20 protein-coding genes and 2 pseudogenes are annotated in these 26,123 nt (G+C 69.4%); 8 read left to right on the top strand and 14 right to left on the bottom strand.

All coding sequences use genetic code 11. The features are described 5' to 3' along the window. Positions 1–703 precede the first annotated feature (703 nt). Complete coding sequence (locus AB0J64_RS34060) at positions 704–1,759, bottom strand: tyrosine-type recombinase/integrase (protein WP_364036224.1); 1,056 nt, start codon at positions 1,757–1,759, stop codon at positions 704–706. 161 nt (positions 1,760–1,920) lie between these two features. Here AB0J64_RS34060 and AB0J64_RS34055 point away from each other — a divergent pair, with 161 nt between their 5' ends. Together AB0J64_RS34055 and AB0J64_RS34050 are read left to right on the top strand one after the other, a co-directional pair. Continuing rightward, a complete protein-coding gene (locus AB0J64_RS34055) occupies positions 1,921–3,132 on the top strand; it encodes a hypothetical protein (protein ID WP_364036221.1) in 1,212 nt (403 codons plus the stop codon). 411 nt (positions 3,133–3,543) lie between these two features. Beyond that, positions 3,544–5,580: an AAA family ATPase gene (locus AB0J64_RS34050; protein WP_364036218.1), complete on the top strand. Its 2,037-nt coding sequence runs from the start codon at positions 3,544–3,546 to the stop codon at positions 5,578–5,580. A 494-nt stretch (positions 5,581–6,074) separates the two neighbouring features. Here AB0J64_RS34050 and AB0J64_RS34045 read toward each other — a convergent pair whose 3' ends face one another. Further along, a complete protein-coding gene (locus tag AB0J64_RS34045; RefSeq protein ID WP_364036332.1) occupies positions 6,075–6,704 on the bottom strand; it encodes a tyrosine-type recombinase/integrase in 630 nt (209 codons plus the stop codon). A 36-nt stretch (positions 6,705–6,740) separates the two neighbouring features. Further along, positions 6,741–6,905, bottom strand: a pseudogene (locus AB0J64_RS34040) (site-specific integrase); the annotation flags it as partial. A gap of 32 nt (positions 6,906–6,937) precedes the next feature. Here AB0J64_RS34040 and AB0J64_RS34035 point away from each other — a divergent pair. Beyond that, positions 6,938–7,684: a transposase gene (locus AB0J64_RS34035; protein ID WP_364036329.1), complete on the top strand. Its 747-nt coding sequence runs from the start codon at positions 6,938–6,940 to the stop codon at positions 7,682–7,684. A gap of 482 nt (positions 7,685–8,166) precedes the next feature. Here the strand turns inward: AB0J64_RS34035 and AB0J64_RS34030 are convergent, their stop codons facing one another. Then, the gene (locus AB0J64_RS34030) at positions 8,167–8,319 is read right to left on the bottom strand and encodes a hypothetical protein (protein WP_364036215.1); all 153 of its coding nucleotides are present in this window, start codon (positions 8,317–8,319) and stop codon (positions 8,167–8,169) included. Positions 8,320–9,052: 733 nt separating this feature from the next. Here AB0J64_RS34030 and AB0J64_RS34025 point away from each other — a divergent pair. Beyond that, a pseudogene (locus AB0J64_RS34025) lies at positions 9,053–9,289 on the top strand (CocE/NonD family hydrolase); the annotation flags it as partial. A 477-nt stretch (positions 9,290–9,766) separates the two neighbouring features. Then, on the top strand, positions 9,767–9,955 hold the full coding sequence (locus tag AB0J64_RS34020; RefSeq protein WP_364036212.1) for a hypothetical protein: 189 nt from the start codon (positions 9,767–9,769) through the stop codon (positions 9,953–9,955). 54 nt (positions 9,956–10,009) lie between these two features. On the opposite strand, the gene AB0J64_RS34015 is transcribed toward AB0J64_RS34020, so the two are convergent. The 6 genes from AB0J64_RS34015 to AB0J64_RS33990 all read right to left on the bottom strand — a co-directional run bounded on the left by AB0J64_RS34015 (position 10,010) and on the right by AB0J64_RS33990 (position 19,253). Then, on the bottom strand, positions 10,010–10,822 hold the full coding sequence (locus tag AB0J64_RS34015; protein ID WP_364036209.1) for a nucleotidyltransferase domain-containing protein: 813 nt from the start codon (positions 10,820–10,822) through the stop codon (positions 10,010–10,012). 72 nt (positions 10,823–10,894) lie between these two features. Next, complete coding sequence (locus AB0J64_RS34010; protein WP_364036206.1) at positions 10,895–13,006, bottom strand: hypothetical protein; 2,112 nt, start codon at positions 13,004–13,006, stop codon at positions 10,895–10,897. Continuing rightward, complete coding sequence (locus AB0J64_RS34005) at positions 13,003–15,267, bottom strand: glycoside hydrolase family 3 N-terminal domain-containing protein (protein WP_364036203.1); 2,265 nt, start codon at positions 15,265–15,267, stop codon at positions 13,003–13,005. The genes AB0J64_RS34010 and AB0J64_RS34005 overlap by 4 nt, the downstream gene beginning before the upstream one ends. A gap of 21 nt (positions 15,268–15,288) precedes the next feature. Continuing rightward, entirely contained in the window at positions 15,289–17,697 is a 2,409-nt protein-coding gene (locus tag AB0J64_RS34000) for a glycoside hydrolase family 2 TIM barrel-domain containing protein (protein WP_364036200.1), read from the bottom strand. 23 nt (positions 17,698–17,720) lie between these two features. After that, positions 17,721–19,043, bottom strand: coding sequence for an MFS transporter (locus tag AB0J64_RS33995; RefSeq protein ID WP_364036197.1), 1,323 nt, complete (start codon positions 19,041–19,043; stop codon positions 17,721–17,723). Positions 19,044–19,091: 48 nt separating this feature from the next. Then, positions 19,092–19,253 carry a hypothetical protein gene (locus tag AB0J64_RS33990; protein WP_364036194.1) on the bottom strand — a complete coding sequence of 54 codons (162 nt, stop codon included), beginning with the start codon at positions 19,251–19,253 and terminating at the stop codon, positions 19,092–19,094. A gap of 260 nt (positions 19,254–19,513) precedes the next feature. Here AB0J64_RS33990 and AB0J64_RS33985 point away from each other — a divergent pair, with 260 nt between their 5' ends. Both AB0J64_RS33985 and AB0J64_RS33980 read left to right on the top strand, forming a co-directional pair. Further along, the gene (locus AB0J64_RS33985; RefSeq protein ID WP_364036191.1) at positions 19,514–20,488 is read left to right on the top strand and encodes a LacI family DNA-binding transcriptional regulator; all 975 of its coding nucleotides are present in this window, start codon (positions 19,514–19,516) and stop codon (positions 20,486–20,488) included. A 76-nt stretch (positions 20,489–20,564) separates the two neighbouring features. Continuing rightward, positions 20,565–21,704, top strand: coding sequence for an SGNH/GDSL hydrolase family protein (locus tag AB0J64_RS33980; RefSeq protein ID WP_364036188.1), 1,140 nt, complete (start codon positions 20,565–20,567; stop codon positions 21,702–21,704). A 1-nt stretch (position 21,705) separates the two neighbouring features. On the opposite strand, the gene AB0J64_RS33975 is transcribed toward AB0J64_RS33980, so the two are convergent. The 3 genes from AB0J64_RS33975 to AB0J64_RS33965 form a co-directional block, all read right to left on the bottom strand. Beyond that, positions 21,706–22,434, bottom strand: coding sequence for an SUMF1/EgtB/PvdO family nonheme iron enzyme (locus AB0J64_RS33975; RefSeq protein WP_364036185.1), 729 nt, complete (start codon positions 22,432–22,434; stop codon positions 21,706–21,708). Positions 22,435–22,606: 172 nt separating this feature from the next. Next, the gene (locus AB0J64_RS33970) at positions 22,607–22,984 is read right to left on the bottom strand and encodes an alpha/beta hydrolase fold domain-containing protein (protein WP_364036182.1); all 378 of its coding nucleotides are present in this window, start codon (positions 22,982–22,984) and stop codon (positions 22,607–22,609) included. Between the two features lie 8 nt (positions 22,985–22,992). Continuing rightward, positions 22,993–23,739, bottom strand: a complete 747-nt coding sequence (locus AB0J64_RS33965) for a glucose 1-dehydrogenase (RefSeq protein WP_364036179.1) — start codon at positions 23,737–23,739, stop codon at positions 22,993–22,995. A 123-nt stretch (positions 23,740–23,862) separates the two neighbouring features. On the opposite strand from AB0J64_RS33965, the gene AB0J64_RS33960 reads away from it, so the two are divergent. After that, positions 23,863–24,423 carry a helix-turn-helix domain-containing protein gene (locus AB0J64_RS33960; protein WP_364036176.1) on the top strand — a complete coding sequence of 187 codons (561 nt, stop codon included), beginning with the start codon at positions 23,863–23,865 and terminating at the stop codon, positions 24,421–24,423. Here the strand turns inward: AB0J64_RS33960 and AB0J64_RS33955 are convergent. Further along, the gene (locus AB0J64_RS33955; RefSeq protein WP_364036173.1) at positions 24,405–26,051 is read right to left on the bottom strand and encodes an FAD-dependent oxidoreductase; all 1,647 of its coding nucleotides are present in this window, start codon (positions 26,049–26,051) and stop codon (positions 24,405–24,407) included. The genes AB0J64_RS33960 and AB0J64_RS33955 overlap by 19 nt on opposite strands. Positions 26,052–26,123: the final 72 nt, after the last annotated feature.

Raw genomic sequence — 26,123 nt, 5'->3', positions numbered from 1 at the left:
ACAAAGCCGCTCATAGCGGTTGTTTCCTCTCCTACTTGGGCCTGCCAGTCAATCGCGGCTCGGTAGTTGACCGCCCGCGACGGTGAACGCTCTCCGAAGGGGTTCTGCGTCGTTTCGCATGAATTGCTCCTCCGGCCCCCCCTGCTGCGAGGGATGTGGCCAACGAAGTCAGCCGATTTCCCGCCCGCTTGCGGACTGTGGGCAGTGCAAGGCTGTGACGCATCAGCACTGCAAGCCTCGTGACCAATGATGGCCCCACCAGCGGTTACGTCAGGCGATTGCAGCGGTTGGTCAGCTCCATTGCAGTGAACCTGGTCATGAACAGGGCCGGGGCCTGGTGCCCGCCGCCTCACGCATGATCGGGGTTGCGCGCCAAGGCTGGCCCGGTTCTGCGGGTACTGGCTGGTCAGAGCCCTACCTTGCACATAGCGTTGTCTCGTCAGCGGTCCACGGCTCTGATGTATCGCAAGGCCATGGGTGCGCAGGGCGCCCAGCGGAGCTGTGACGACCTTCGCCCCCGAGCCGGATCTTGGCTGCTAGCGTGGAGGCATGAGCCCCGGGCTCGCCTCTGTTTCATGCGTCCCGGGGCACCGCCATCCCTACGCTGTCCAACTCCTGCCCACGCAGCATCTACGGCAGACGAACTCGCCTGAGGAAAGAGGCGCGGCCCCGTGGTCTGCCACTGCTGCTGCGTTTTTGCTGGTCAAAGCCCTACATTGCGCATCGCGTTGTCGCGCCAGCGGTCGACGGCTCTGATGTACCGCAGCACGACCGGTGAGGCGGGCGCCCAGCGGCCGTGCTTGGCGATGACGGCGACGGGGACGCCGGCGGCGTAGGCGACGGTGGCGCCGCCGGCGCGCAGGCTGTGCGCGGTGAAGGTGTCGGCGCTGGGCACGCCGGCGCGGACGGCGAGGTCGCGCACGATGGTGTTGACGGCGTCGGCGCTGAGGGAGGGGCCGATGGTGCCGTGCCGGTTGACGCGGCGCAGCAGCCGCCCGGAGGTGTGTCGGGCCTGGTCGAGGACGGAGAGCCAGTCGCGCCAGGCGGCGACGGGGTCGGTGAGCGGGTGGGTGCCGCGCGGGATGGCGATGGTCTCGCCGGTGGAGTCCTTGTCGGTCTTGGAGGTGCGGATGGTGACTTCGAGCCCGTCGGGCACCTCGCGTACATCGTCGCGGGTGAGGGCGACGAGTTCGCTGCGGCGGCCCATCAGGGCCAGGCCGAGGACGAGCAGCAGCCGGTCGCGCCGCCCGATGGGGGTGTCGAGGTCGCAGGCGGAGACCATGGCGCGTAGCGCGTCGATGGTGATGGGCGGGGCCTCGCGCTGGCCGCGGCCGCCGGCTTCGGCGCGCTGGCGCTTGTAGGCGCGCAGGGCCAGGCGGGCGGAGTCGGTGGCGGGCCGTCCGGTGTGGCCGGCCAGGCGGTGCATGGTGCGCACCGCGGCGATGGCCTGTTCGATGCTGGCCGGGGCCTGCCCCGCCTCGCACAGCCGGGAGGTGTATTCGGCCAGCGTGTGCGCGGTGGCGGGCAGGCTGATGCGACCGTGCTCGGCGCACCAGGCGGTGAACAGGGCCCACTGCCGGGCGTAGGCGCGCCGCGTGTTGGCTGGCACGCCATCGGCGATCCGCTCCTGGGTGCGCGCGCTGAGCGTGTAGTCCGCGGCGGTATGCCCGCCTTCGTGCGCCGTATTTTCTGGAAGCGCATAAATCGGCGGGCGCTCCCCCGCCGCTCGTGCCGGCAACGTCTCCTGCTCGTCGTGCACGCCCGTCTCCCGCCCGGTTCGTGGCCCGTTCGGCACCGGTCCGGCGCCGCGATTCTGACCCGCGATAAGGAAGGTTATCACGGGTCAGAGTACTCGACCTATGCGTTTGCGAGCGCCCGGAATTGCTGCGATCGAACGCTGCGAACGCTACTCTGCTCCTTATGGCGAACGATCAGGAGACTGTGCTGGCGGACGTACCGGCCGAACATGACGACAAGACCGATAGCGGGACGAACGGAATGATGGCGCAGCCGCGGTGTGCCGGCCCCGGCTGCGCCAAGACCCTGCCCGGGCGCAGCAGCCGCGCCAAGTACTGCAGCGACGCCTGCCGAGCGGCCGCCTACCGGGCGCGCACCACCGTGCACGCCGCCCCCGTGACGAACGCGCTGCTGCGCGCCCAGGATCTGCTCGGGCCGTTGCTGGCGGCCGGCGAGCAGTGGCAGGCCGCCCAGGAGGCGCTGCGCGCCCAGCTCGCCGAGCTGAGCAGCGGCGCGCTGGCCCAGGTCGAGGCTGCCGAACAGGCCGCCGAGGAGGCCCGCGCCGCCGCGGCGGCCGCCGAGCAGCGCGCCGTGACCGCCGTCAACACCGCCGCTGCCCGGATCGCCGCTGCCGAACAGAAGCGTTCACAGGCCGAGAGTGCGCGCGACCGTGCCGAGGAACGCGAGCAGGACGCCTGGCGACAGGTCGGCGAGCACAAAAACGCACGCGCCCAAGCCGAGCAGGCCGCCGCCGACGCGGCTGCCAAGCAGCACCGGGCCGAGACGGACCGGGACGCCGCCCGGCAGCGGTTCGACCAGCTCGCCGAGTTGCACACCGCCACGGCCGCCCGGCTCGCCGAACTTGAGCAGCAGGCCGACGCCGGGCGACGCGAGCTCGCCGACCTCCGCCGACAGCGGCAGGAGCAGGAGGCCCGGATCCGCGAGGTCGAGCAGGAGCGCGAGCAGGCTCGCGGCACCGCGGCAGCGCGCGCCGAAGAGGCCGATCGGCTCCGTGTGACGTTGGCTGCCGAACAACAGCGGCGAGAGCAGGCGGTCACCGCGGCGGCCGTAGCCGAGCACGGTCGCACGGCCGCCGAACAGGTCGCAGCCGCAGCCGACAGCGAGATCGACCGCCTACGCGCCGAACTCGCCCACGTCACCAGCACTCTGAAAACGGCCGAGCAGCAGCGTGAAGAGGCGGTCACCGCCGCCGCCGTGACGCAAGCCCTACTGCGCGCCCAGGACTCGTCACACCGCCCCGACCGCATTGACCCTGTCGCGGATCATCGTCCTTGCAGCCCAGACGCGACCGTACCGGCCGACCCATCACCCGATCGCGTGCCGGCCTCAGGCGAACGGAGTGCAGGTGACGCGCCGCCGTCGGAGCACGCATAGCGCCGGGCCGGGCCGGGTCGGGAGGCATTGGAGGTGAGGATCGGCCTGCTGGGGTGACGTTGGGCGGCCCCTTTGAGCCTGCTGGCAAAGACTGAAGTGCTCGTGGTTATGGCGCCATACAGGGCTGCTCCGATCTTGTTGATGTAACCCTCGGTGGGACCATTGGGAGAGTTGGACGCGGAGGCTGTTGACGTTCTCGATGCCCAGGATGGCGGCTAGTTCGCTGCCTCTCCAGGCTCGCCAGGGCTGCGCGGCCAGGGACCTGGTAGTACTCGGCTGGGTCTTCCCCCGTGAGGCGCACTGGTTGAGTGCGTCGCGGTCATGGGGGCTGATGACGGAGGAGAACATGCGTGACTACGGGCGTATTCTCAGTAGCCTTGGCGTTCGTCATCTGGCGGGAGGTCTGCGGCAATGAAGCTTGCGGCAGCTCGGATCCGTGACTACCGGTCCGTCCACGACTCAACCTCGTTCGACGTCGAGGTCGATAAGACCATCGCGGTCGGAGCGAACGAGGCGGGCAAGACCGCGCTGCTGCTGGCGCTCCAGACGATCAATCCCCCGGACGGTAAGGGCGCTGGGCTTGATCCGCTGCGCGACTACCCGCGCTCGCGCTACACCGAGATCAGCAGGGGGCAGCACGACCCCAGCGACGTCGAGGTCGCCGAGACGACCTTTACGCTCGAACCCGATGACCTGGCCGCGTTGCACGCGGTCGACGCAAGAGTCTTCGCCGACGCTACTACCTTGGTTCTGACTCGCTACCTGGATAATGCACGCCGGTGGAGCCTGCCAGGCGTGCCTTGGGCCAAGAGCCTCGGTTCGGTGAGTAAGGACTTGACCAGGCTCAAGGCGCACCTGAAGTCCCGAGAGGGCGGGGCCGAGCTGGTCACCGAGGTCGACGAGATGCTCGTCGGGGTCTCCGACTCCAAGATGCTGCACGGACCCCTGGCCGACCAGTTCGACGGCTGGCTGGAACGTGCGCTCGTCGTGATCGATGAGGACAACGACAGGGCCGAGGCCCAGTTCGATCGCATCCGGGCAGCAGTCCGCTATCACGGCATCCGGAACCAGGCCTGGCAGGTTCTGAGCTCTCGGGTGCCGGTGTTCGTCTACTACTCGCAGTACTTCACGGTGCGGCCCCGGATCCATCTGGCGAACTTGGCGCAGCGTCAGGCGAGTGGGGAGATGGATCGCGACTACGACTTCGGGAACCTGTGCCTGCTGGAGCTGTTGGGCTTCACTGCCAAGGAGTTGTCGGAGTTGGACAGTCGGCCAGCTCCTGGGTTGCCAGCAGACCAGAATGACCAGAACCAGATGGCCGCCTATCGCGAGCAGGTCGAGGCCTGGCAGGCGCAACGCGACAAGAGGCAGTACGAGCTTAACGCCGCGAGCGTTCTGCTCACCAAGATGATCCGCAAGGTGTGGGGGGATGAGCAGTTGCAGCTGCGGCTGGTCGTCGACGGCCAGTACCTGAAGGTCGTCGTGGTCGACGACCTTGGGGTTGAGGTCGAGCTCGATCAGCGCAGCGAAGGGTTTCGCTGGCTGGTCAGCTTCTTCGTGGTCTTCCACGCCCAGGCCAAGGGCAAGCTGAACAACGCCATCTTGCTGCTGGACGAGCCGGGCCTACACCTGCACGCCCTCAAGCAGCGCGAGTTCCGCTCCACGGTGTCGCAACTGGCGGAGAACAACCAGATCATCTACACCACTCACTCGCCGTTCATGGTTGGCTCGGACGAACTGCACATGGTGCGCTTGGTGGAGATGACGGACCGCGCCATCGGCACGAAGGTCCACAGCAACCTGGTGTCCGACGACCCCCGTTCGGTGTTCCCGTTGCAGGCCGCTCTTGGCTATGACCTCGCGCAGAGCATGTTCAGTCAGCGCCGCAACCTCGTCGTCGAGGGTCTCACCGACATGTGGTTGATCGAGGGCATCGCGGCGACCATGCGGGAGGCCGACATGGCGACCGTGCGCGACACTGTCGCGATCGTGCCCGCCCAGAGCGCGAGCAAGGTCGTCTACTACTGCACCCTGCTGCACAGCCAGCGCCTCAAAGTCGCCGCGCTCCTGGACTCCGACGCCGCCGGGGAGAAGGCGGCCACCCAGGACGAGCTGGTCCGACTGCTCAAATCCAACCAGATCCTGCGAACCAAGGACCATTACCAAGGTCCGGTCACCGGCCCGGAGATCGAGGACCTGCTGCGCGACACCCTCGTCGAGATCGCGCGTACCGAACTCGGCTGGGACGTCACGGCGACCGCTGCAGCACAACCCGCCCGCCGGATCGTCGACGTCTTCAAGGCCGAGGTCGGCGCCGGCTTCTCCAAGTACAAGCTCGTCAAGGCGTTCCTCCGCTGGCTGCCTGCCCACGGCTGGGCCGACCTCACCGCCGACGAGCAGCAGGCTTGGACCAGCCTAGCTGCCGCGATCAACAAGGGACTCCCTTAAGCGTTGATCGCCCGATGGGTAAGACGTGGCGCGCTGGCGGAGCCAACTTCCCGGAAGTGCCCCCAGTCGTCAGGTAGGAGGTCTCGGGCGGGGGTGAGACTGGACTGTACCAGCAGGGGAACCGAACGGCTCTAAAGTTGAGATCAGAGGGATCGCCTGCGCTCTAGTATGCGGTCCGGGTAGGCCATCGCCATGGCGCGTGGAGACGTTACTGGCGAGGAATGGTCCTTGTTCGAGCCTCACCTGCCCTTGGGCGAGCGAGGCCCGACCCCGAATCTGCGGCACCACTTCAACGCGGTGATGTGGCGCTTTCGCACTGTCAATCCATGGGGGATCTGCCCGCCGAGTACGGGCCGTGGTCCACCATCTAGGACAGGTCCTGGACGTGGGCATGGCAGGCGTCGGCCTGCCGTTAACGAAGCTGTCACCAGGTACACGCGATTGCGTTGTCCCTGCTCAAAGCCGCCTGAACTTGGAGATGGCTAACTGTGCGATCAACGCGCCGCTCGGTCGCGGCGGCGTCGGGCGGCGCGGATCTCGGCGTCGGCGACTTTGTCGTCGAGTAGCGCGTACAGCTGCGTCGTCTCGGTGGAGGCGTGTCCGAGGCGGCGGCGCACCGCCTCGATGGAGACGCCGGCGTTGATGAGTTCGGTGGCGTGGGCGTGGCGCAGCGGGTGGATGTCGATCTCGACGCAGGCCTGCGCGCAGTAGGTCTGCCAGCGGTGGTGGGCGGCGTCGTAGGACAGCGGCCCGCCGCGGCCGTTGATGGAGGCGCGAAACAGCGGCCCGGCGGTGTAGCCGGCGCGGGCCAGGTAGAGCTTGAGTAGGGTGACGTAGCCGCGGTCGTCGAGCAGGACGGTGCGCACGCTGCCGCCCTTGCCGTGGATGCGGACGTGTTCGTCGTCCAGGCGCAGGTCCAGGTCTTCGACGTACAGGCCGCACACCTCCGAGGCGCGGGCGCCGCACACGTAGGCGGTCTCGAACAGCACCCGGTCGCGCAGCCGGTCCAGCGGAGTCTCCTTGCGCGGCCGCCGCGAGCAGATCACCGCCAGCACCTTGGCGACGTCGGCCGCGGCGGGGCGGGGCAGGTTCTTGGGCACCTTGACCGTGTCGATGCGGTCCATCGGGTTGGCGGCCAGGAGGTCGTGGCGGACCGCCCACTTGGCGAAGGAGGCGACGGCGGCGCGCTTGCGCTTGCGGCTGGCCGGCGACAACTTGGCGAGCTCGGCCAGATACGCGCGGACCGGCGCGGCGGTCAGCTCGCCGATGCCCTCGCCGTGATGGGCGGCGAAGGCAATCAGGTCGCCGCGGTAGGCGCGCCGGGTGTGGACCGAGGAGCCGGCGGGCCGAGCCGGTCCTGGCCGCCTGGGGCATCACATGCGACGGCAAGCCTGTCTTCGTCGGGCTGTCCGCCGCAGCCGCCGAGTCCACCGACGCCTGGCACGACTTCCTCACCGACCTGGCCGGCCGCGGCCTGCGCCCGCCGCTCCTGCTCATCTCCGACGGCGCACCCGGCCTCATCAGCGCCGCTGAACAGGTCTTTCCCCGCTCGCTGCGCCAGCGCTGTGTGATCCACAAATGCCGCAACGTGCTGTCCAAGGTCAGCGCCGGTGACCAGGCCGAGGTCAAGGCCGCCTACTGGGACATCTTCGACACCAGCAGCCTGGGCGAGCAGGCCGAGCCGGGCCAGCCTCTGGTGGAGTGGGTCCAGCGGCGCATCGACGCCTTCGCCGATAAGTGGGGCGCACGCTACCCGGCCGCGATCAAGAGCCTGCTGGCCGACCGCGCCTCGCTAACGACCTACCTGCGCTTCCCACCCGAGCATCACAAGCGCATCCGCCATTCCAACTTCATCGAGCGCACCTTCGGCGAGACCCGCCGCCGCGTCAAGGTCATCGGCCGCTTCCCCGGCGAGACCTCCTGCGTCTCCCTGGTCTGGGCAGTGCTGGATCGCGCCGCCCGCGGCTGGCGCGGCTTCACCATGACCAGCAAGGGCCTGCGCACACTGCAGGACCTGCGCCGGGCCCTGCTGTCTCCGCCCACCAAGCTCCAACCGGCAGCCACCTCAGCGACCGACTCGACACCCGAGACGGCCGCCGCCTAAGATCAACCCACGGCACCTACCTCGTTGAGCCTTTTACACCGCTCCGAGGACGCGACCCCGTCCCGCCCCCGGCGCAGTGATCTTCCTCATTCGCGGTCGGATTTGTGGAACCCCCGCCTGAGCTGCGCTTGAGACCGTCGTCTGCGACTCAGTGATCGCGTGGTTCTGCTCTGCGGGCGGCGAGTTCGTCGTTGGCTGCTGCCTCGATGCTGGTCAAGCGCGCCTGGACTTCGCCGAATTGTTCGTCCAAGCGCGTACGCAACTGCTCCAGCGCGGTGGTAGCCGAGCGCCGAGCTCGTCCAGCATGATCCGGTACAGCTTGGCCCGCGCAGGGCGCTGCCGGGCGGCCACGAATTGCACGGGCGCTGGCTTTCCGCGTCGGCGGCGGCCAGGTCGAAGGTCCCCTCGCTGCGCCGGGGCGAGCGCGGTGTCGTGGCAACGCCGACACCACCTCACGGATTGTTGAACAGTCCAATAATCCTTCAATAGGTGATTTTTTTTGAAGGCCACGCACTGAACCGGATTTTTTGAAGATGACGCCCGTCAGGCAGAGCCATCGCCGCAGCTCCCGCGACTGCCGCCAGTCCGAACATGAGCTGGTGCCAGGTGGGCCAGGAATCGAAGTTCGACAGCACGCTGCACAGCATGGTCGCCCCGGACACTGCGATGAGCGCTTTCGGTGCGCGCTGCGGTCTCCTGCCGCCTGAGTGCCGCGCCCGTCCGCCCATACCTCTCAAGCTACGGCAGGCGGCCCACACGCGCGGTCCGCTCCCACAGCATCTCGGTCGCCCCCAGCGTCGCATCGTCGACGTGGTGGAGCCGCTCGTCGTCGAGATTTCAGCTGCTCGTGTTCGGCGGCCTGCTCATCGCCGTGGCGGAGCTGCTCGCGGAACGGGCCGTCTCGGCCCTCCGCTTCCGAAGAGTCCCCAGCCCCAAAGTAGCCAATGACCTCTGTCTCGGCTGGCGCCATCATGGCGACGGGCGTGCCTTGCATGGTCAGGCAACCCACCTGGACACCGGTATTCACGCCGCGCGCGGGGTCGGTTACCTGCGCCCTCCCGCTGACGAACCTTTCTTCCAGAGCCTCCCGTGCATCCGGCACCATGCAGCCGCCGCCTGGAGTGTTTTAGGCGTGGATCCGGGCACTGTCCAAGACACCCTCCGCGCGGACCCGCAGCCGACCGTCCGGCAGCTGCTCGGAGGCTTTATCGCCTCTCGGCCTCACACTTGCATCCGGCACCTGACAGGGCCCCGGTGCTCCCATTGCTAGGCGGGCCGCCATGACCGCGGCCCCGATGGCCCGGCCGCTGGCCGAACGCGGCTTCCAGGTCCTCATCCAGAGCACGCGCGGCGCCTTTCGGCTCCGGCGGGGCCTTCGATCCTCTGCGCTGCGAGCGCGAGGACGGCCTCGACACGATCGACTGGATGATCAAGCAGCCCTGGTTCGGCGAGTCGATCATCCTGTTCGCCGCCAGCTCCAGCGGCTTCCACCAGTGGGCGGTCACCGACGCCGTGCCACCCCAGGTCAAGGCCATCATCCCGGGAGTCTCCGAGTCGGCTCTCACCCTGGACTTCCTCCGCTCGGACTCGTTCTCCCTGGAGGCCCCGTTCGTCTGGGACGTCCCAGTCGCCGGCCAGGAACGCAAGCTCGGCATGGTGCGCCAGCTCTTGGGAGGGAAGAAGGTCCAACGCGCCCTGCGCACGCTCCCGTTGAACCAGGCCGACACCACCGCGATGGGACCACCGCGACGACTACATCCAGAACATCCTCCTTCACGACGCCGACGCGCCGTTCTGGCAGAGCTTCGACCACCGCCACCGGGTTGCCGACATCACCGTGCCGGTGAGCTCCATCAGCGGCTGATACGACATCTTCCTGCGCGGCCAGCTCCGCGACTACCGGACCCTTCTGGACGCCGGGCGCTCTCCCGTCCGCCTCACCGTCGCCCCTTGGGTCCATATCTCCATGGACGTGGGACATACCTACACCGCCGAGGCCCTCGACTTCGAGCTGGCTCTGGCACGGGGCGAGCAGCCGGCCGAACGCGCCACTGTATGCCTGTCCGTGATGGGCGAGGACAAGTGGCGCGACTTCCCGTCCTGGCCGCCACCGGGGTACGACCCGCAGCGCTTCGACCTCCAGCCGGGTGGGGCCCTGGCGGCCGAGCCGCCAGCCGGCTCATCCCCGACGGCTACTACGCCCCGGCCGACCCCACCCCCGCCGTCGGCGGCGTCCACATGGCCTTCGGCGAGAAAGCCGGCTGCGTCTGATTCTCAGGCAGATGTCGGCGGTCGCGCGCAACGCCGTGCGGCCAGGCAACGGACTCAGTACCGCTCGGGCGGTGGGGTGCTGAAGAACCAGGCGAGCTCGTCGTCTTGCACGAATCGCCCGAGCGTCTCCTCACAGCCGAGCCCTGCGGGCTGGTGGCTTTCCAGGGCGCCGAGCAGCGCGAAGGCGGTCTCGGGGCGTGGTGCGGCCAGCAGTTGTTCCACCAGCGCGTCGTACTCGGTCGGGCGATCAATCTCTCGGACGGCGCGGGAGAGGTATTTCGGTCCCTCGAACAGCACGTGCTGCCGGGCCAGCAGCGCCCGTCCGGCCGCGGTCACCAGGTGGAGTGCCGCCCACTGACGCAGAAGTGGATCATCGAGCTTGTCGGCCTGCGGTAGGAAGTAGCCGCCGTACAGGCGTGCCGCCGCGATGTGGGACTGCTCCCGTCGCCGCCACTCCGCTTCCGGCAGGGCCGCGATCCGGGAGATCCTCTCGTGAAGTCCTTCGACGCGCGACCACGCCACCCGCGCGTACTGGAACGGCGCCCGCGCCGGCTCCTCCGCGCGCTCGGCCGCCGCGTCGAGATAACCCAGTGAGATGACCTTCACGTCGATGTACCCGTCGGAGTAGGTGGCCACATCGTGGCGCACCGTGCTCAATGCGCCGGCCTTCCGTGCCTCCTCGAAGCTCTCGTCGGTCACGACCAGATAGACGTCGGCGTCAGAGTCTTCACGCTCGTCACCCCGGGCGACCGATCCGCTCAGGATCACCGCGAGCACATGTGGTCGCCGGCGAACGCCGGCGAGGTACTTGCCAAGGGGGCGAACGCCGGCGAGGTACTTGCCAAGGGTTTCGTCGTGGTGCTGCATGCGGACTCCTCAAGCGAAACAGGAGGGCAGGACCGCCCGCAGGCTGCGCGGACAGTCCTATGGGACACGTCGTCAGGGCCAGGCTGTGAAGCCTTCGTGGCGCACCCGCCAGCCGCCGTCGCGGGGGAAGCCCGGGCAGTCGGTGTCCGCGCCGTCCCAGCCGGCGGCCATGAGGGAGACGGCGCCTAGCAGGCCACCGTTGGCGGGGAGATAGATCGGGAGCAGACTGCCGATCTGCGGGCTGTGGCCGGTCGGCAGGTAGGCGTTCTTGCCGGTGTCCATGAGCAGCGCGTCGATGGCCAGGTCGGGGCGGCCGAGGCGGGTGGCGGTCATGGCCATGACGGGGAAGTCCCAGCCCCAGGCGCTGTTCCAGTCCCAGTGGTCGCGGACGTAGAGGAGGGTGGCCTCCATGACGGCCGGGTCGATGAGCGGGGTGGGTGGTACGACCCCGAGGGCGCAGAGCAGGGATGGGTGGTCGTCGCGGCGCAGATAGGGCTCAGTGGCGATGGCGGTGTAGACGCCGTCGCGCTGGTGGGGCCGGGCCAGGTTGTCCTGGATGTGCTGCCAGTTCTCCTCGCGCTTGAGGCCGAGGCGTTCCCGCCAGGACTGGGCGATCTCCAGCCCCCACCACCAGTAAGCCAGCTCGAACGTGGGGTCCTCGGTGGTCTTGGCGTCGTAGAACTCCTGGGCCGGGACGAGCGGGGCAGGCAGGTGGTAGGCGCCATCGCGCTCCTCGACGAAGGAGGCCATGAACGTGGCCGTCTCCTCCACCAGTTCGGCGAAGCGGGTCACCAGCTCGGGCGAGGGCTTGCTGCGGTAGAGCAGTTCGAGCAGGTAGAGGGGGTGTGGCTGTTGCCAGATGAGCAGGGCGCCGATGTCGGACGGGCTTTCACGGCCGTCCGGGCCGACCTGTTTCGGCCAGCGGGCTCCGGCGTAGTGCTGGCGGCGGGCGGTCTCGCGGGCGATGTCGAGGATGGACAGGTACCAGTCGAGGCTGCGTTTGAGCAGTTCGGGGCGGCCCCAGGTGGCGAAGTGAGCGGCGTGCCAAAAGTGCATCTCCAGGTGGAACTTGCCGCTCCAGGAGTTGGTGATGAGTCCCGTCTCCTGGGGCGGAGTGGTGCCGGAGCAGTTGATCGCGCTCAGGTACTGCGACAGGACGATGCGGCGTTCGAGTTCGGCGGCGCGCGGGTCGGTGCTGCCGGCGAAGTCGATGGCGGCGCCGGTGGTCCAGAACTGCCGCCACCAGGCCGTGGCGGCGCCTTCGATGGTCAGGAACTCGCCGCGGCCGAGGACGCCGCCGTCGCTCGGGGCGAAGGTGGCCACGAGCTCCAGCGTGGTGGCCGAGGTGCGAAGCTCGAAGGTGTGCGGCTCAGCGGTGGCGCGGACGTTGCCTTCCGACCAGTCCAGGCGCAGCACGTACGCGGTGTCGTCGAGCACCCGCTCGAAGCGGCAGGCGCGGTCGTTGAGGGGCTGCAGCGTGGTGGTGTGCCGGTCGGAGGCGGTCCAGTCGGACGTGGCGAAGAAGCCGTCACTGGCGTAGGGGAAACGAATGGCGATGCCGGCCTGGCCGGTAGCGAGCAAGTCCGATTCGATGCGGAAGGCCACCCGGGCGCGGTGCGGGTCGGCGACCGTGGTCACCTGCACCTGGTGTCCGGCATAGGCGAAGGCGCTGGTGATGGTGCCGGTCCACGGGTCGAGGCGTTGCCGCGAATTCTCCAGGACGGCCGGATCGTCCTCAGCCGCCGCTCCGGCGCTCGGGCGGAGCACGAGCCCGATGCGGCCGAGGTCGAGCCGGTGCGGGTTGACGTTCAGCCAGGCTCCGGCGCGGTACTCCGGCGGGATCTCGCCGCCCATCATCGTGCTCATATCGAACTTGTCGGGATATTCGACCGGGCCGCGCGGGCTGTCGTAGGTGGACATCGCGTCGTCGAGCACGTATCCGTCCGGGTTCGGCATGGAGTGCCAGCCCCAGGTCGACATGGTCGCGGTGTTCACCGCGAGCCGCCCTTCACCCATCGCGGTGGCCTGGTCGTGGAAGGCGGTGAAGGTCTGCATGCCGGTGATGTCGGCGGTGTAGGCGAAGTCACCGCTGCCCACGGTCAGCACGGCCGCCGGATCCGGCTCGGTGATCTCGACGGTGTGCCGCCGGACGACGGCCTCCCGGTCGATCACGCTGTCGCTCACTTGACCTCCAGGACGGCCGCCGTCTCGGCGGTGGAGCTGCCGCCGACGTAGAGGTCGAACGTGGTGGCGTCTTGCACGACGCGGCGGGCGGCGGCGTTCCAGTACGACAGTTCCTCCGGCCCGAGCCGGAAGGTCACCTTGCGCGTCTCGCCCGGCGCGAGGGTGATCCGCTGGAAACCCTTCAGTTCACGCACGGGGCGGGACGCGCTCCCGTAACGCTGGTGGATGTAGAGCTGGACGACCTCGTCGGCCTCCCGCTCGGCGGTGTTGGTCACCTCGACCGACACCGTGGTCGTCTCGCCGACGGCGATGGCGTCGTGCTCGACCCGCAGATCGGAGTAGGTGAACTCGGCGTAGGACAGGCCGTGCCCGAACGGGTACAGCGGGGTGCTCTCCTCCTCCCAGTAGCGTTTGTGCTGGTCCTGCGGGGCGAAGGTGCGGTGGTGCGCGTAGATCATCGGGACTTGGCCTGCGTGGCGGGGCCAGGTGAACGGCAGCCGCCCGGCCGGGGAGACGTCACCGGCCAGCACCGCGGCCACGGCCTCGCCGCCGCGCGTGCCGAGGTACCAGGCCTGGACGATGGCGGGCACGTGCGCGTCAGCCCAGCGCAGGTCGAGCGGGCGGCCGGACATCACGACCAGCATCACCGGCGTGCCCGTGGCGACGATCCGCTGCAGCTGTTCGAGCTGCCGGCCGGGCAGGTCCAGGGTCGCCGACGACGCGTTCTCGCCGATCTGGTTCTGCCGCTGGCCCACCACGACGATCGCGACCTCTGAGGCGGCGGCCAGCTCGACCGCGCGAGCAATCTCCGCGTCGTCGTCGTGGTCGGCACCGGTGGCGACGATCGTGGGGTCCATCTGGTCGAACACTGACGGGAACGTCCGAGGCGGGATGCCCGCGCCGGGCGCGTACCGGACCTGGATCCGGTCGCCGAGGCGGGCGTGCAGGCCTTCGAGGATCGAGACGGTCTCGTCGGTGTCGTGCGCGAAGACCCAGGGCCCCAAGGTGTCGCGTTTGCTGTCGGCCAGTTCCCCGATGACGGCCACGGAGGTGAGCGCCCCGGTGTCCAGCGGCAGCGTATCGCCGTCGTTCTTGAGCAGGACGATGCCGCGTTCGGCCGCCATCCGCGCCGACTCCTGGTGCTCGGCGAGGTCGAATGAGGACGTCTCGTCCGTGTACGGGTTCTCGAACAGGCCCAGCCGGAACTTGATCGCCAGAACCCGGCGTACAGCCTGATCGATCGCCTCTTCCTCGACCAGTCCTTGGTCCACCGCTTCGGGCAGGTGCGCGAAGGCGGGGTCGAACATGCACATCTCCATGTCGAGCCCGGCGTTGACCGCGCGGGCCGCCGCGTCGGTGAGGTCCCTGGCGAAGTGCTGGACCTCAAGGGATCGCACGGCGTTGGCGTCGGAGACCACGAACCCGTCGAAGCCCATCTCCTCGCGCAGCACCTCGGTCAGCAACCACCGGTTGCCGGAGGCCGGGACGCCGTTGAGATCCATGTACGCGCTCATCACGTTGAGCGCTCCCGCCTCGACGGCGGCCCGGAACGGCGGCAGGTAGACGTTCCACAGCTCGGAGTCGGAGATCTCGGCGTCGTCGTAGTCGCGTCCGCCGCGGGCCGCCCCGTACCCCGCCAGGTGCTTGGGCCCGGCGACGATGCGGCCGTCGCCCAGGTCACCCTGGAACCCCCGCACCTGCGCGGCGGCGACGGCGGAGCCGAGGTACGGGTCCTCCCCCGGCCCTTCGATGATCCGTCCCCAGCGGGGGTCCCGGGAGATGTCGATCATCGGTGCGAACGTCCAGTGGATGCCGGCGGCGCGCGCTTCCCGGGCTGCGGCGGCCTGCGCGGCTTCGATGGTCGCCGGACACCAGCTGGCCGCCTGCGCGATCGGCACCGGGAAGATGGTGCGCAGCCCGTGGATGACGTCGAAGCCGAACAGCAGCGGGATGCCCAGACGGCTCTGCTCGACGGCCAGGCGCTGCAGCCGGTTCGCGGTCGCGGCGTTCTTCACGAACAACATCGAGCCAGCCCGGCCGCTGCCGATGGCCTCCTCCACCATCGCCGGCTGCTTGGCGAACACCTGGTGCTCCGGCGGCAGCGAGTCGAGGTCGAAGTCGTCGGGGACCTCCTGAGCGTCACGGAAGTAGAAGAACTGGGTCAACTGTCCCGCCTTCTCCTCCAGGGTGAGGCGGGGCAGGAGGTCGGTGACGCGCTCCTCGACGGACAGCGCTGGATCAAGATAACGGGGCTCAGCCATGGTATTTCTCCCAATTACGGTTCAGCTGGCAGTGATGACGATCTCGGCCGGGTCGCAGTCCGGGGCGGTGGCGAGCAGGCGGATCTTGCCCGGGCCGGTGGGGCGGACGACGGCCAGGGCGCGGCCCTCGTAGGTGCGGCGCTCGGTGGCGTCGAAGCGTTCCTCGGTCGAGGGGTCAGCGCTGCCGAAACCCGCCAGCACGCCGTCACCGGAGACCTCCACAGTGACCGGCCGGTCCGCACCGGTGTGCAGCGTGCCTTCGGCGTCAGTCAGGGTGAGGGTGACGTAGGCGAGGTCACCGCCTGCCGCCGAGACCGTGGGGCGGTCGGTCTCGGCGCGCAGCCGTACCGGCCCGGTGGCGGAACGAAGCAGGTCACGGCCGGTCTCCGTACCGTTGCGGTAGGCGATGGCGGTCACCTCGCCGGGTTCGTAGGTGGTCTCGAACGCGACGCGGAAGCTCTCCACCGGCCGACGTCCGAGGGAGCGGCCGTTGACGAGCACCTCAACTTCGTCGGCGTCGCTGTAGACCTCGACCACAATGGGCGCGCCTTCGTGGCCGGGCCAGGTCCAGCTCGCGAGGGTGTCGCTCCAGGCCCAAGGGCTCCCGGTCCACGTCTTGCCGTGATGCTCCGGCCGCTGGACGACCAGGTACGGCTCGGTGCGCAGGCCGTAGACGATCTCGCGGTAGTAGGAGACGGGGCGGCGGTGGCCGGTGATGTCGATGTCGCCGCAGCCGGCCAGCAGGTACGGGTACGGCGCGTTGTGCGGCGGCCGCTCGCCGTCCGGGGCGGCGTACTGCGGGCGGCCGATGCCGACTTCGCCCAGGTAGTCCCAGCCCGTCCAGGTGAAGTCGCCGATCACCGTGCTGTGCTGCTGCACCTGCGCCCACAGGCGGTCGATGCGGGTGGGGAAGGTCTCGGTGCCCAGGATGATGCGGTCCGGGAGCTTCTCGCGGTCGAGGGCGTAGCGGCTGTCGGAGTAGTTCATGCCGGCCACGTCGAGCACGGCGTAGGACTCGGCGGTGCGTTCGGTCACCAGGTCGGAGGCGGCGACGGCGTTCATCGCGTCGCTGGCGTCGGCCATGAGCGTGTTGATGCCCGCGCCATCGTCGGCAGCGGCCTGCTGCATGAAGGCGCCCAGTTCGGACATGACGGCGAGCATGTTGTTGACGGCGTTGGTGATGTAGCGGGTGCCGTCCAGGGCGCGGACCTTCTCGGCGAGTCTGCGTCCCCAGGTGGCGCCGGACGGGGTGCCGGTCTCGGGGATCTCGTTGCCGATCGAGTACATGATGACGCTGGGATGGTTGAAGTCCTTGGCGACCATGGCCTCGACGTCGCGTTCCCACCATTCGGGGAAGTTCAGGCTGTAGTCGTACGGGCTCTTGGCTGAGATCCACATGTCGAAGGTCTCGTCCACGACGAGCACGCCGAGCCGGTCGCAGGCGTCCAGCATGGCCTTGCTCATCGGCTGGTGGGAGATGCGGATGGCGTTGAATCCGGCCTCCTTGAGGATCTCCACCCGGCGCTCCTCGGCGCGGGCGTAGGTGGCCGCGCCGAGGACGCCGTTGTCGTGGTGCACGCACGCGCCGCGTAGCTTGACGCTCTCGCCGTTCAGCCGGAATCCGTGCTCCGGGTCGAGGCGCAGCGACCGGATGCCGAAGGTCACCCGCTCGGAGTCGAGGCCGGTCAGCGTGACGTCGCAGGTGTACAGGGCGGGCGTGTCGGGGCTCCACAAGGCGGGGTTGCGCACGTAGAGCCGCTGGCGGGCGGTCGCGGGCTCACCGGGCAGCACGGTCACCTGCGAGGCGCCGGACGCCACCATGGTCCCGGCGGCGTCGCGCAGCTCGACGACCAGGTCGGCCGTGTGGATCGCGATCGAGTCGTTGACCACGGTGGTGGCAACCTCGACCACTGCCCGCTCCGCGTCGATGTCCGGGGTGGTGACCCGGACGCCGTCCGGCGCGATCCGGACCAGATCGCCGACCAGCAGCCACGTGTCACGGTAGATGCCGGCACCGGTGTACCAGCGCGAGTCCTGGTGGGCGCGGCACTCGACGCGGATCTCGTTGTCCTGGCCGTAGCGCAGGAACCGGTTGGCGTCGATGCGGAAGAGGGAGTAGCCGTAGGGGCGCTGGCCCGCGTAGTCGCCGTTGATGAACACGGTGGCGTCGCGGTAGACGCCCTCGAACTCGATCGCGATCCGCTTGCCCTGGTGTTCCTTCGGGACGAAGAACGTCTTGCGGTACTCGTACACCCCGCCGGGGAAGTACGCCCCCGCCGCGCCCTCCTCGGAGGGCACGCGCGGCTGCTCGATCATGGCGTCGTGCGGCAGCGTCACCTCCCGGTACGGGACCACCACCCCGGCGAGTTCGGCGAAGGGATTGACCTTCGGCCGCACCTGCCAGCCGTCGTTGAAGGACGTGCGGATCACGCGTGCTCCTTGTTACAGAGATGTCAGCGGACGGACTTGACGCGCAGCAGCACCACCAGGCCGCTGGCCAGGGTGAGCGCACCGGCGATCAGGTAGAGCAGGGTGTAGTTCTTCTCTCCCCCGCTGGCGCCGATGGCCAGGATCAGCGGCGCGATGAGGGGTGCGACCCCCTGCGCGAGGGAGGTGGAGAAGCCCACGATGCCGACGTAGCGGCCGGCCTCGGCGTCCCGGTCGGGCAGCACGTCCAGGGCGAGCGCCATGTCCACGGCGGAGAAGATGCCGATGCCGAAGCTGACCAGGATCGAACACCCCAGGATCACCGGCACGCTGGACGACAGCGCCATCACGACGGCGCCTACGGCCACCACGGCGCCGCCGAGCAGCACGAAGACGCGGCGGCGGCGCAGCTTGTCGGACAGGAAGCCACCGCCGATGGCGCCCGCCGACGCGGCGATGATGCCGCCGAGCCCGAAGACGGCGATGATGCCCGCCACCTCGGCCACGCTCACGTCCATCCGGTCGGCCAGGAAGAACGCGGTGAAGGTGGTGTTGAAGGTCAGGCCGGTCATGAACAGCAGCCTGCCGAGCCAGTTCCAGGCGAAGTCGGGGTTCTGGCGTGGATCGAACAGGTAGACACGTACCAGCGACAGGACGGTCAGCCGGGTGGTGGTGGCGGGCAGGTCGCGGCTGTCCGGCTCGCGGACGAAACAGGCGAACGCCACCATGGCCAGCACGCCGATGCCTCCCGGCACCAGGAACAACAGGAGATGGTTGCCGGCGAGCCCGCCGGCCATCATGGTGCCGGAGACCGGCGCGAGCTGCTGGACGACCCCGCTGAGCCCGGACACCTTGCCGCGCTGCGACTCCGGCAGCCGGTCAGCCTGGGAGGCGATCAGCAGGCCCATGATGCCGCCCCAGCCGAGCTGCGCCAGCATCCAGCCGAGGCCGAGCACGAGGATGCTCGACGCCTGCGCCATCACCACCAGGGCCAGGGACCCGACGACGGTGAGCCCGACGATGTACGGCCGGCGGCGGCCGAACCGGCTGCGGGTACGGTCGCTGAGCATGCCGAGCAGCGGCGAGGCGATCAGGGCGGTGAAGGCGCCGGCGCCGGTGATGTATCCGAGGTACTCCTCGTTGGCGGGCGCGAGTTGTTCCACCTTGATCGCGAGCGAGATCGAGATGGGCGTGACCAGCGCCATGTAGGAGCCGAACACGGCCAGGACGAGCAGCCAGATGTAGGAGGCGCCCACCTTCGGCAGATCGTCTTCGCCGGTCCGCCCGACGACGGGGCCGGTACCGGCCGGTGGATCGAAGGGCGGCTGGTCGGCGTGGGTGAATGCCATGGGAACCTCGCAGGGGGATGAGTGCGGCATTCGCAGGGATGGAGAAGGTCAGCGGCTGGTGGCGGCGCTCTTGTCGAGCAGGCGGTCGAGGTCGGGCAGGTTGCCGCTCATCGCGACGCACCTGCTTAGGGGCAGGGACTCCATCGGCTCGGCCTGACCGGGCGCGCGGTCGGTTTGATGAACCTTGAGCTCGTGGTTCGTCTTGTGCACGCACGTTCCTTGGGTGACGGGGCGGCGGTGCCGTGGGGGCGAAGGGCGATGGGGCGACTGCCGAGGTGTCTCACAGACACGTGCAGGTGACACGTGTCTGTACCGATGGGGATGACGTTAACAGGAGGTATCCCGGGGCTGACAAGAGAGACTCCCGTAACGGATCCGCAACAGCCCTTCCAGTGCCCATCCTCGACAGACACGTGTCATCCGCGCCGCCTAAGATGGAGAGCCCGCCCCCGCCTGCGACGTGAGGATTCATGACGCGACCTGCCAGAAGGATCACCAGCACCGACGTGGCCCGCGAGGCCGGCGTCTCCCGCACCACGGTGAGCGTCGTGCTCAACGACGCGCCGGGCCAGTCGATCCCCGAGGAGACCAGGCGTCGCGTCATGGAGGCGGCCGAGCGGCTGGGTTACCGCCCGCACGCCTGGGCGCGGGCGCTGCGGTCCGGCCGCAGCGACATCGCTCTGCTGTCCGTCCCCGACCTGCCCATTGGGCCGAGCATCAGCCGCTTCGTCGAGGAGCTCGCCACCGCGCTCGCGGCCTTCAACCTCACCCTCGTCACGCATCTGGAAGGGGCGCACGGCCGTCCGCTGCCCGACGTCTGTGCCACGCTGGGCGCCTCGGCCGTGATCGGCTTCTATCCGTTCGATGCCGACACCGCTCAGGCCCTGCGGCACGCGGGTGCCGCCGTCGTCCTGCCCTTCGCGCACGAGGACGCCTCGCTGTGGCAGGTCGGCCGGGTGCAGGCCGAGCATCTCATCGGCCGCGGCCATCGGCGCATCGGTTACGCGTTCACGGCGGACGCGGCCCTGCGGCAGATGGCCGACGACCGGCTGCGTGGCGTGTCGGACGCATGTGCTGAGGCGGGCCTGGAGCCGCCCGTGGTGCAGACCGTCGGCTTGAAGACCTCCGAGGCGGCGCTCGCGGTCGGGCATTGGAAGGAGCAGGCAGTGACAGGCGTGTGCGCCTTCAACGACGAGACGGCCTTCGCTGTCCTCGCCGGCGTCCACGAGCGCGGCCTGCGCTGCCCCACCGACCTCGCGCTGGTCGGCGCCGACGACATCCCCACCTCGGAGGTCGCGGTTCCGCCCCTGACCACCGTGGCCTATGATCTCCACGAGATCGCGCGGGACCACGCCGAGGCCGTGGTCGCGGTCCTGACGAACGCGCAACCCCGTAGGGCCTTCTCTTCCGCCCATCCGCGCGTCATCCAGCGCTCATCCACCTGAGGCCGGTCCGCCTGCCGCCGGAGACGGCGTCGCCCTCCCCTGCCCGGACACGGCCCTAATCGAGAGGATCTTGCCCATGCAGTCCGTCCTGAAGGGCGTGCTCGCCTGCGTCGCAGGCTCCGTCGAGACGACCGCCGACGCAACGGGAGTCATCTTCCATCGCTCATCCTCCACGACGCGAGCGCGGCTGGGAGACCTTGCCTTCGACTTCATGAGCGCCGTGCCGTCCGGGGTGCGCATCGAGGCCCTCACCGACGCCTCGATCATGGAGGTCGACGTGGAACTCACCAAGATCCTGATGCCGGGCACGCCGGTGACCGGCACCGCCTTCGACCTCGTGGTCGACGGTGACCTGCGCGAGCCGGTGATCACCGAGCAGCAGACCCTCATCCTGCTGGATCCTGTCACCGGCGGCACGGACTTCCGGCCCGGCGGGCTGGCCACCTTGAGGTTCGAGCTCGGCGAGGGCGGCCAGGAGCGGCGGATCGGGATCTGGTTTCCCGCCGCCGCGACGCTGAAGGTGCTGGACGTGCGGATTCCCGGTGGAGCGTCGCTGCGCCCGGCACCGGTGGACGAGCCGCTGTGGGTGCACCACGGCAGCTCCATCAGCCAGTGCTCGGAAGCCGACCGCCCGACCGGCACCTGGCCGGCGCTGGTGGCCAGAGCGGCCGGTCGATCCCTGCTGAATCTCGGGCTCGGCGGTCAGTGCCACCTCGACCAGTTCGTCGCCCGCACCATCCGCGACCTGCCCGCGACCGCGATCAGCCTGGAGCTCGGCATCAACGTCGTCAACGCCGACTCCCTGCGCGAACGGGCCTTCACCTCGGCCTTCCACGGCTTCCTCGACACCGTCCGCGACGGCCATCCCACCACGCCGATCCTCATCGTCACCCCGATCCTCTGTCCGGCCGCCGAGAACCACCCCGGCCCGACCCACGTGGGAGGCGACCACCAGGTTCACGTGGTCGAACGACCCGCTGACCTGGCCACCGGCGCGCTCACGCTGACACGCGTCCGCGAGCTCCTGTCTCAGCACGTGGACGTGCGCCGCAAGGAGGGCGACACGCACCTGCACGTCCTCGACGGGCTCGCGCTCTTCGGCCCCGACGACATCGCCGACCTGCCCGACGGCCTGCACCCGAACGCGGACGGGTACCGCCGGATGGCCGAGCGCTTCCTGCCCCTGGCCTTCGGCAACGAGGGTCCGTTGCGGTAGGTCAGAGAGCCACCGTGCGGAAACCCGCGTTGCCCATGCTGGAGTCGGGCGTGTTCGACGACCGGGCGGCGTTGCGGTAGCGGTTGCAGTAGGAGTCGTGGCAGAGGTAGGAGCCGCCGCGCAGTACCCGCAGCACCGGTGACACCCGGGAGCGGGGGTTGTGCGCCGGCTCCCGCATGCGGGCGCGTTTGGCGTACGCGCGCGGATCGAACGGGTCCTCGCACCACTCCCAGACGTTGCCCACCGTCTGCCAGAGGCCGAAGGCGTTGGGCCGGTAGGTGCGCACGGGGGCGGTGGCGGGCCAGCCGTCCTCGGCGGTGTTGTGCCTGGGGAAGGTGCCCTGCCAGATGTTGACCCGCCAGCCGTCGTCGAGGAGTTCGTCGCCCCAGGGGTAGCGGGCGCCGTCGAGGCCGCCGCGCGAGGCGCGTTCCCATTCGGCCTCGGTGCAGTAGCCGGTGTCGCCGGCGAAGCGGGCGAAGTCGGCGTTGGTGACGGTGGTGGTGTCGATGGCGTAGGCGTCGAGCGTCACCTCGTGGACCGGTGTCTCCCCGTCTCCGGGCAGGCCGTCGCCGAGGTGGTCGCCCATACGGAAGGCGCCGGCCGGGATGTGGCACTGCTCGATCAGGTGCGTGCCGTGCCGCGCCACCACCTTCGCCGCCGATTCCGCGTGCACGGCGGCCGTCCGGCGTGGAGTGCAGCATGCGGAAAGCTGGGGGTCGGGGGAGGTCATGGGCCTTTCCGCAGAGAAGGAGCCGTTGCGGATCCGTTACGGAGCCAGCTCTTGTCAGCCTCGTGGATACCTGCCGTTAACGTCAGCATACTCGTTGCAGACACGTGTCACCGACACGTGTTTGCTGTCCTGCTGCGACGTGCGCGCTTCCCGCCAGATATCCCCGTCCGCTTCAAGGAGCACTTCGTCCCGCGAGGCCCAGCGGAAAGGCCTCCGGGACCTCTTCCGAGGCGACGGGGAAGCGCACGCCGTCATGCTCGGGAAACCCGGCCTCCGCGGTGCCCGGCATGGTCGGCGCGAGCCGGTAGTCGACCGAAACGACCGTGACGCCCTGGGCGGCCAGCGCCAGGGAGACGTCGTGCGCCTCGGGCATGTCGATGTCACCGAAGATGAAGGCTCCCCCGTGGGCCCAGACAAGGCCGATGCCGTTGGCGGCCTCGGGGGCGGGCTGGTAGGCGCGTACAGGCAGCGGACCATGTGGGCCGTCCAGCGTGTGGTCCTCAACCGTCGTGCCGCTCGCTCCACCGGTGGCGGAGATGGGAGATGTCATCGTTGTCCTCAGGCTGCGGACCAGCCGCCGTCCACTGGGACGATGGCGCCGTTGATGAAGGAGGCGGCGTCGGAGGCCAGGTAGAGGGCGGCGTCGGCCATCTGCTCGGGCTGGGCGAGGCGTTCGCCGAGAGCCAGGACGGGGCCGAGGCGGGCGCTGCCGGTCGGGTCGAAGGTGGCGCCGTTGGCGATGTTGGTCATGGTCGGGCCGGGCAGTATGGCGTTGCAGCGGATGCCGTCCTTGGCGTAGGCCCAGGCGACGCTCTTGGTCAGGCCGACCACGCCGTGCTTGGAGGCAGTGTAGGCGGCGCCGGCCGCGGCGCCCCTGATCCCGGCCTCGGAGGCGGTGTTGACGATCGCGCCGCCGCCCTGGCGCAGCATGTGCGGCAGGACGGCGTGGGTGACCAAGAAGGTACCGGTGAGGTTGACGCGCAGCACGCGTTCCCACTGGGCGAGCGGGATGTCGGCGGGCAGGGCCATGGTGTCCATGATCCCTGCGTTGTTGCACAGCACGTCGATCCGCCCGTACGTGCTGACCGCCGTCTCGACCAGCGCGGCCACCGAGGAGTCGTCGCCGATGTCGGCGGTGGCTGCGACGGCGGCGTCCCCGATCTCGGCGGCAACCTGTCCGGCGGTCGCAGCATCGATGTCGCAGACCACCACGCGGGCGCCCGCCTTGGCGAAGGCGACGGCCATCGCCTTACCGATGCCGGAGCCCGCGCCCGTGACGAGGGCGACGCGGTCGTCAAAGTTCATACTCAAAACGTCCTTTCGGAGAGGGCATTGCAAAGGCTTCAGAGCGCGCGGGCCTCGTCGGGCTCACAGGGGGATCAGTTCCCCACAACCGGACTCAATCGTCCGGTTGCTACCATAATCGTTGTGACCACCGCCCGTCGACCCAACAGAGGCCCGAAAGCCGCAGCACACAACCGGGCGGCGTTGATCGCGGCGGCGCGCGAAGCCTTCGCCACCTCCGGCTACGACACCTCGCTCACCGACGTCGCGCGGGCGGCAGGGGTCGGGCAGGGCAGCCTCTATCGGCATTTCCCCGACCGGGTCAGTCTCGCCCTGGCAGTCTTCGAGGACAGCATCGCCGAGCTGGAGGCGCTGGCCGCCAAGTCCGGCACCGCCCTGGAGGAGGTGCTGGCCCTGGTCACCGAGCAGACCATCGCCTCCACCACGTTCATCCGCCTGGTCATCATTCCGCCACAGCCCGACCCGCGCATCCTCGGCCTCCGCGAGCGCCTGGGGGCGTTGCTGGAGCGCGGGCTCGCCGAGGCGCAACGTGCGGGCCGGGTGCGCGCGGACGTCACGACCCACGACCTGCTCCTGGCCATCGGCATGGTGACCCTCCTGCTCATCGAGATCCCCGCCGAGACCGAACGCAGGAAGGCCGCCGAGCGCATCTGGCAGATGCTCCGTCACGGCATCGAGGCCTGACCGGCGGCAGCGTGCCGGGCGGCGCGGTAACCGAAGACGACCGCCGGACCGATGGTGGAGCCGGGGCCGGGGTACGTGCGGCCCATCACCGAGGCAGTGGTGTTGCCCGCCGCGTACAGACCAGGGATGACCGTGCCGTCCTCACGCAGCACGCGGGCGTGCTCGTCGGTGAGCAGGCCGCCCTTGGTGCCCAGGTCGCCCGGATAGACACGGACGGCGCGGAACGGGCCCTTCTCCAGGGGGCCAAGGTTGGGGTTGGGCTTGACCCGCGGGTCCCCGTAATAGTTGTCGTAGACGGTCCGGCCCCGGCCAAAGTCCTCGTCCACGCCGGTACGGGCAAACCCGTTGAACCGCTCGACGGCGGCACGGAACCTGGCGGGCTCCACGCCCATTCCCTCCGCCAGCGTCTGGAGGCTGGGGGCCTGGATGAGCAGGCCGGCTTTCATCCACTTCTTGGTCTGCCCGACCAGGGCGGAGTTGAGATAGCGGCGGGTGTGCCGGACGTCGCTGACCATCCACATGGGGCCGGCCACGTCATGTTCCAGCATGGCGTGGCCGACGTCGATGTAGGAGGCTGACTCGTTGGTGAAGCGCTCACCGTTGGCGTCCACGATGATCGAGAACGGGAAGGACCGCTCTGAGACGAGGAACATGGCCTTGCCGTCGGGGTTGAGCAGGGACGCGCCCCACCAGGCGTCGTCCATGAGCGCCAGTGCGCCGCCAGCCCGCACGCCCGCTTCGATGGCCGTGCCCTGGTCGCCCTCGGGGGCGGAGGAGTAGCCGGGGATGCCGTGGTGCTTGCGGCGCCATTCGGCGTTGTTGGCGAACCCGCCGGCGGCCAGGACGACCGCGCGGCGCGCGCGAACGTTCTGCTTGCGTCCGTCTTTGTCCACTACCGCGCCGACCACCGCGCCGTCTTCGGTGATCAGATCGGTGACCGGCGCCGACAGCCAGACCGGGGTCTGCTGCGAACGGACGACGTGCATGAGGGAAGAGGCCAGCGCCCCGCCGACGCCGGCCGGGCGCTTGCCGGCCGCGAACTGGCCCAGCGTGCGGAAGACGAAACGGGCGCCGCGCACGAAACCGCTCGGTGTGGACCAGGCGCGCGACAGCAGCCACACGTCATCGGTCATGAGCGGCACCGGGATGCCGCTCTCCTTGGAACGGGCGCTGGCGTAGAAGTCGCCGAGCAGCTTGGTGTTGAACGGCGCCGCCTCGATCGCGCGGCCCACCTTGCCGCCGGGCCGGTCCGGGTAGTAGTCGGGATAGTCGGGCGACCTGCGCCAGCGCACCCCCTTGCGGCCAAGGAAGGCCACCACCTCGGGGGCGGTGTCGACGTAGGCCCTGCGGCGTTCGGGCGAGGAGGCGGGACCGGTCTCGGCGATGACCTCGTCCATGTACCGCAGGGCCTCCTCGGCGGAGTCCGGGACACCGTCGCGGAGCATGAGCGGGTTGGCCGGCATCCACAGCCCGCCGCCGGAGATGGACGTGGTGCCGCCCCAGCGTGCGGTGCTCTCCACGACCAGGACGTCCAGTTCGGCGGCGGCGGCGGTGATGGCGGCGGCCAGGCCCGCCGCGCCGGAGCCCGCGACGAGCACGTCAACGGTCCTGTCCCAGTGGTCGGTCATCGAAGATCCCTTCACAGCATGGAGGACGGCGATACTCACGTCCACAACCGGACTCTTGCGTCCGGTTGGGCT

The organism is Nonomuraea sp. NPDC049695, from assembly GCF_040674955.1.
GTDB classification, from domain to species: domain Bacteria; phylum Actinomycetota; class Actinomycetes; order Streptosporangiales; family Streptosporangiaceae; genus Nonomuraea; species Nonomuraea helvata.
This window is presented reverse-complemented; position numbering and strand designations above follow the sequence as displayed.

Coding starts and splice junctions, on each gene's coding strand:
- AB0J64_RS34055 (WP_364036221.1), top strand. CDS start 1,921: ATGGCGAACGATCAGGAGACTGTGCTGGCGGACGTACCGGCCGAACAT.
- AB0J64_RS33975 (WP_364036185.1), bottom strand. CDS start 22,434: ATGACCTCCCCCGACCCCCAGCTTTCCGCATGCTGCACTCCACGCCGG.
- AB0J64_RS33965 (WP_364036179.1), bottom strand. CDS start 23,739: ATGAACTTTGACGACCGCGTCGCCCTCGTCACGGGCGCGGGCTCCGGC.
- AB0J64_RS33995 (WP_364036197.1), bottom strand. CDS start 19,043: ATGGCATTCACCCACGCCGACCAGCCGCCCTTCGATCCACCGGCCGGT.
- AB0J64_RS33955 (WP_364036173.1), bottom strand. CDS start 26,051: ATGACCGACCACTGGGACAGGACCGTTGACGTGCTCGTCGCGGGCTCC.
- AB0J64_RS34045 (WP_364036332.1), bottom strand. CDS start 6,704: ATGGACCGCATCGACACGGTCAAGGTGCCCAAGAACCTGCCCCGCCCC.
- AB0J64_RS34005 (WP_364036203.1), bottom strand. CDS start 15,267: ATGGCTGAGCCCCGTTATCTTGATCCAGCGCTGTCCGTCGAGGAGCGC.
- AB0J64_RS33985 (WP_364036191.1), top strand. CDS start 19,514: ATGACGCGACCTGCCAGAAGGATCACCAGCACCGACGTGGCCCGCGAG.
- AB0J64_RS33970 (WP_364036182.1), bottom strand. CDS start 22,984: ATGACATCTCCCATCTCCGCCACCGGTGGAGCGAGCGGCACGACGGTT.
- AB0J64_RS33980 (WP_364036188.1), top strand. CDS start 20,565: ATGCAGTCCGTCCTGAAGGGCGTGCTCGCCTGCGTCGCAGGCTCCGTC.
- AB0J64_RS34050 (WP_364036218.1), top strand. CDS start 3,544: ATGAAGCTTGCGGCAGCTCGGATCCGTGACTACCGGTCCGTCCACGAC.
- AB0J64_RS34015 (WP_364036209.1), bottom strand. CDS start 10,822: ATGCAGCACCACGACGAAACCCTTGGCAAGTACCTCGCCGGCGTTCGC.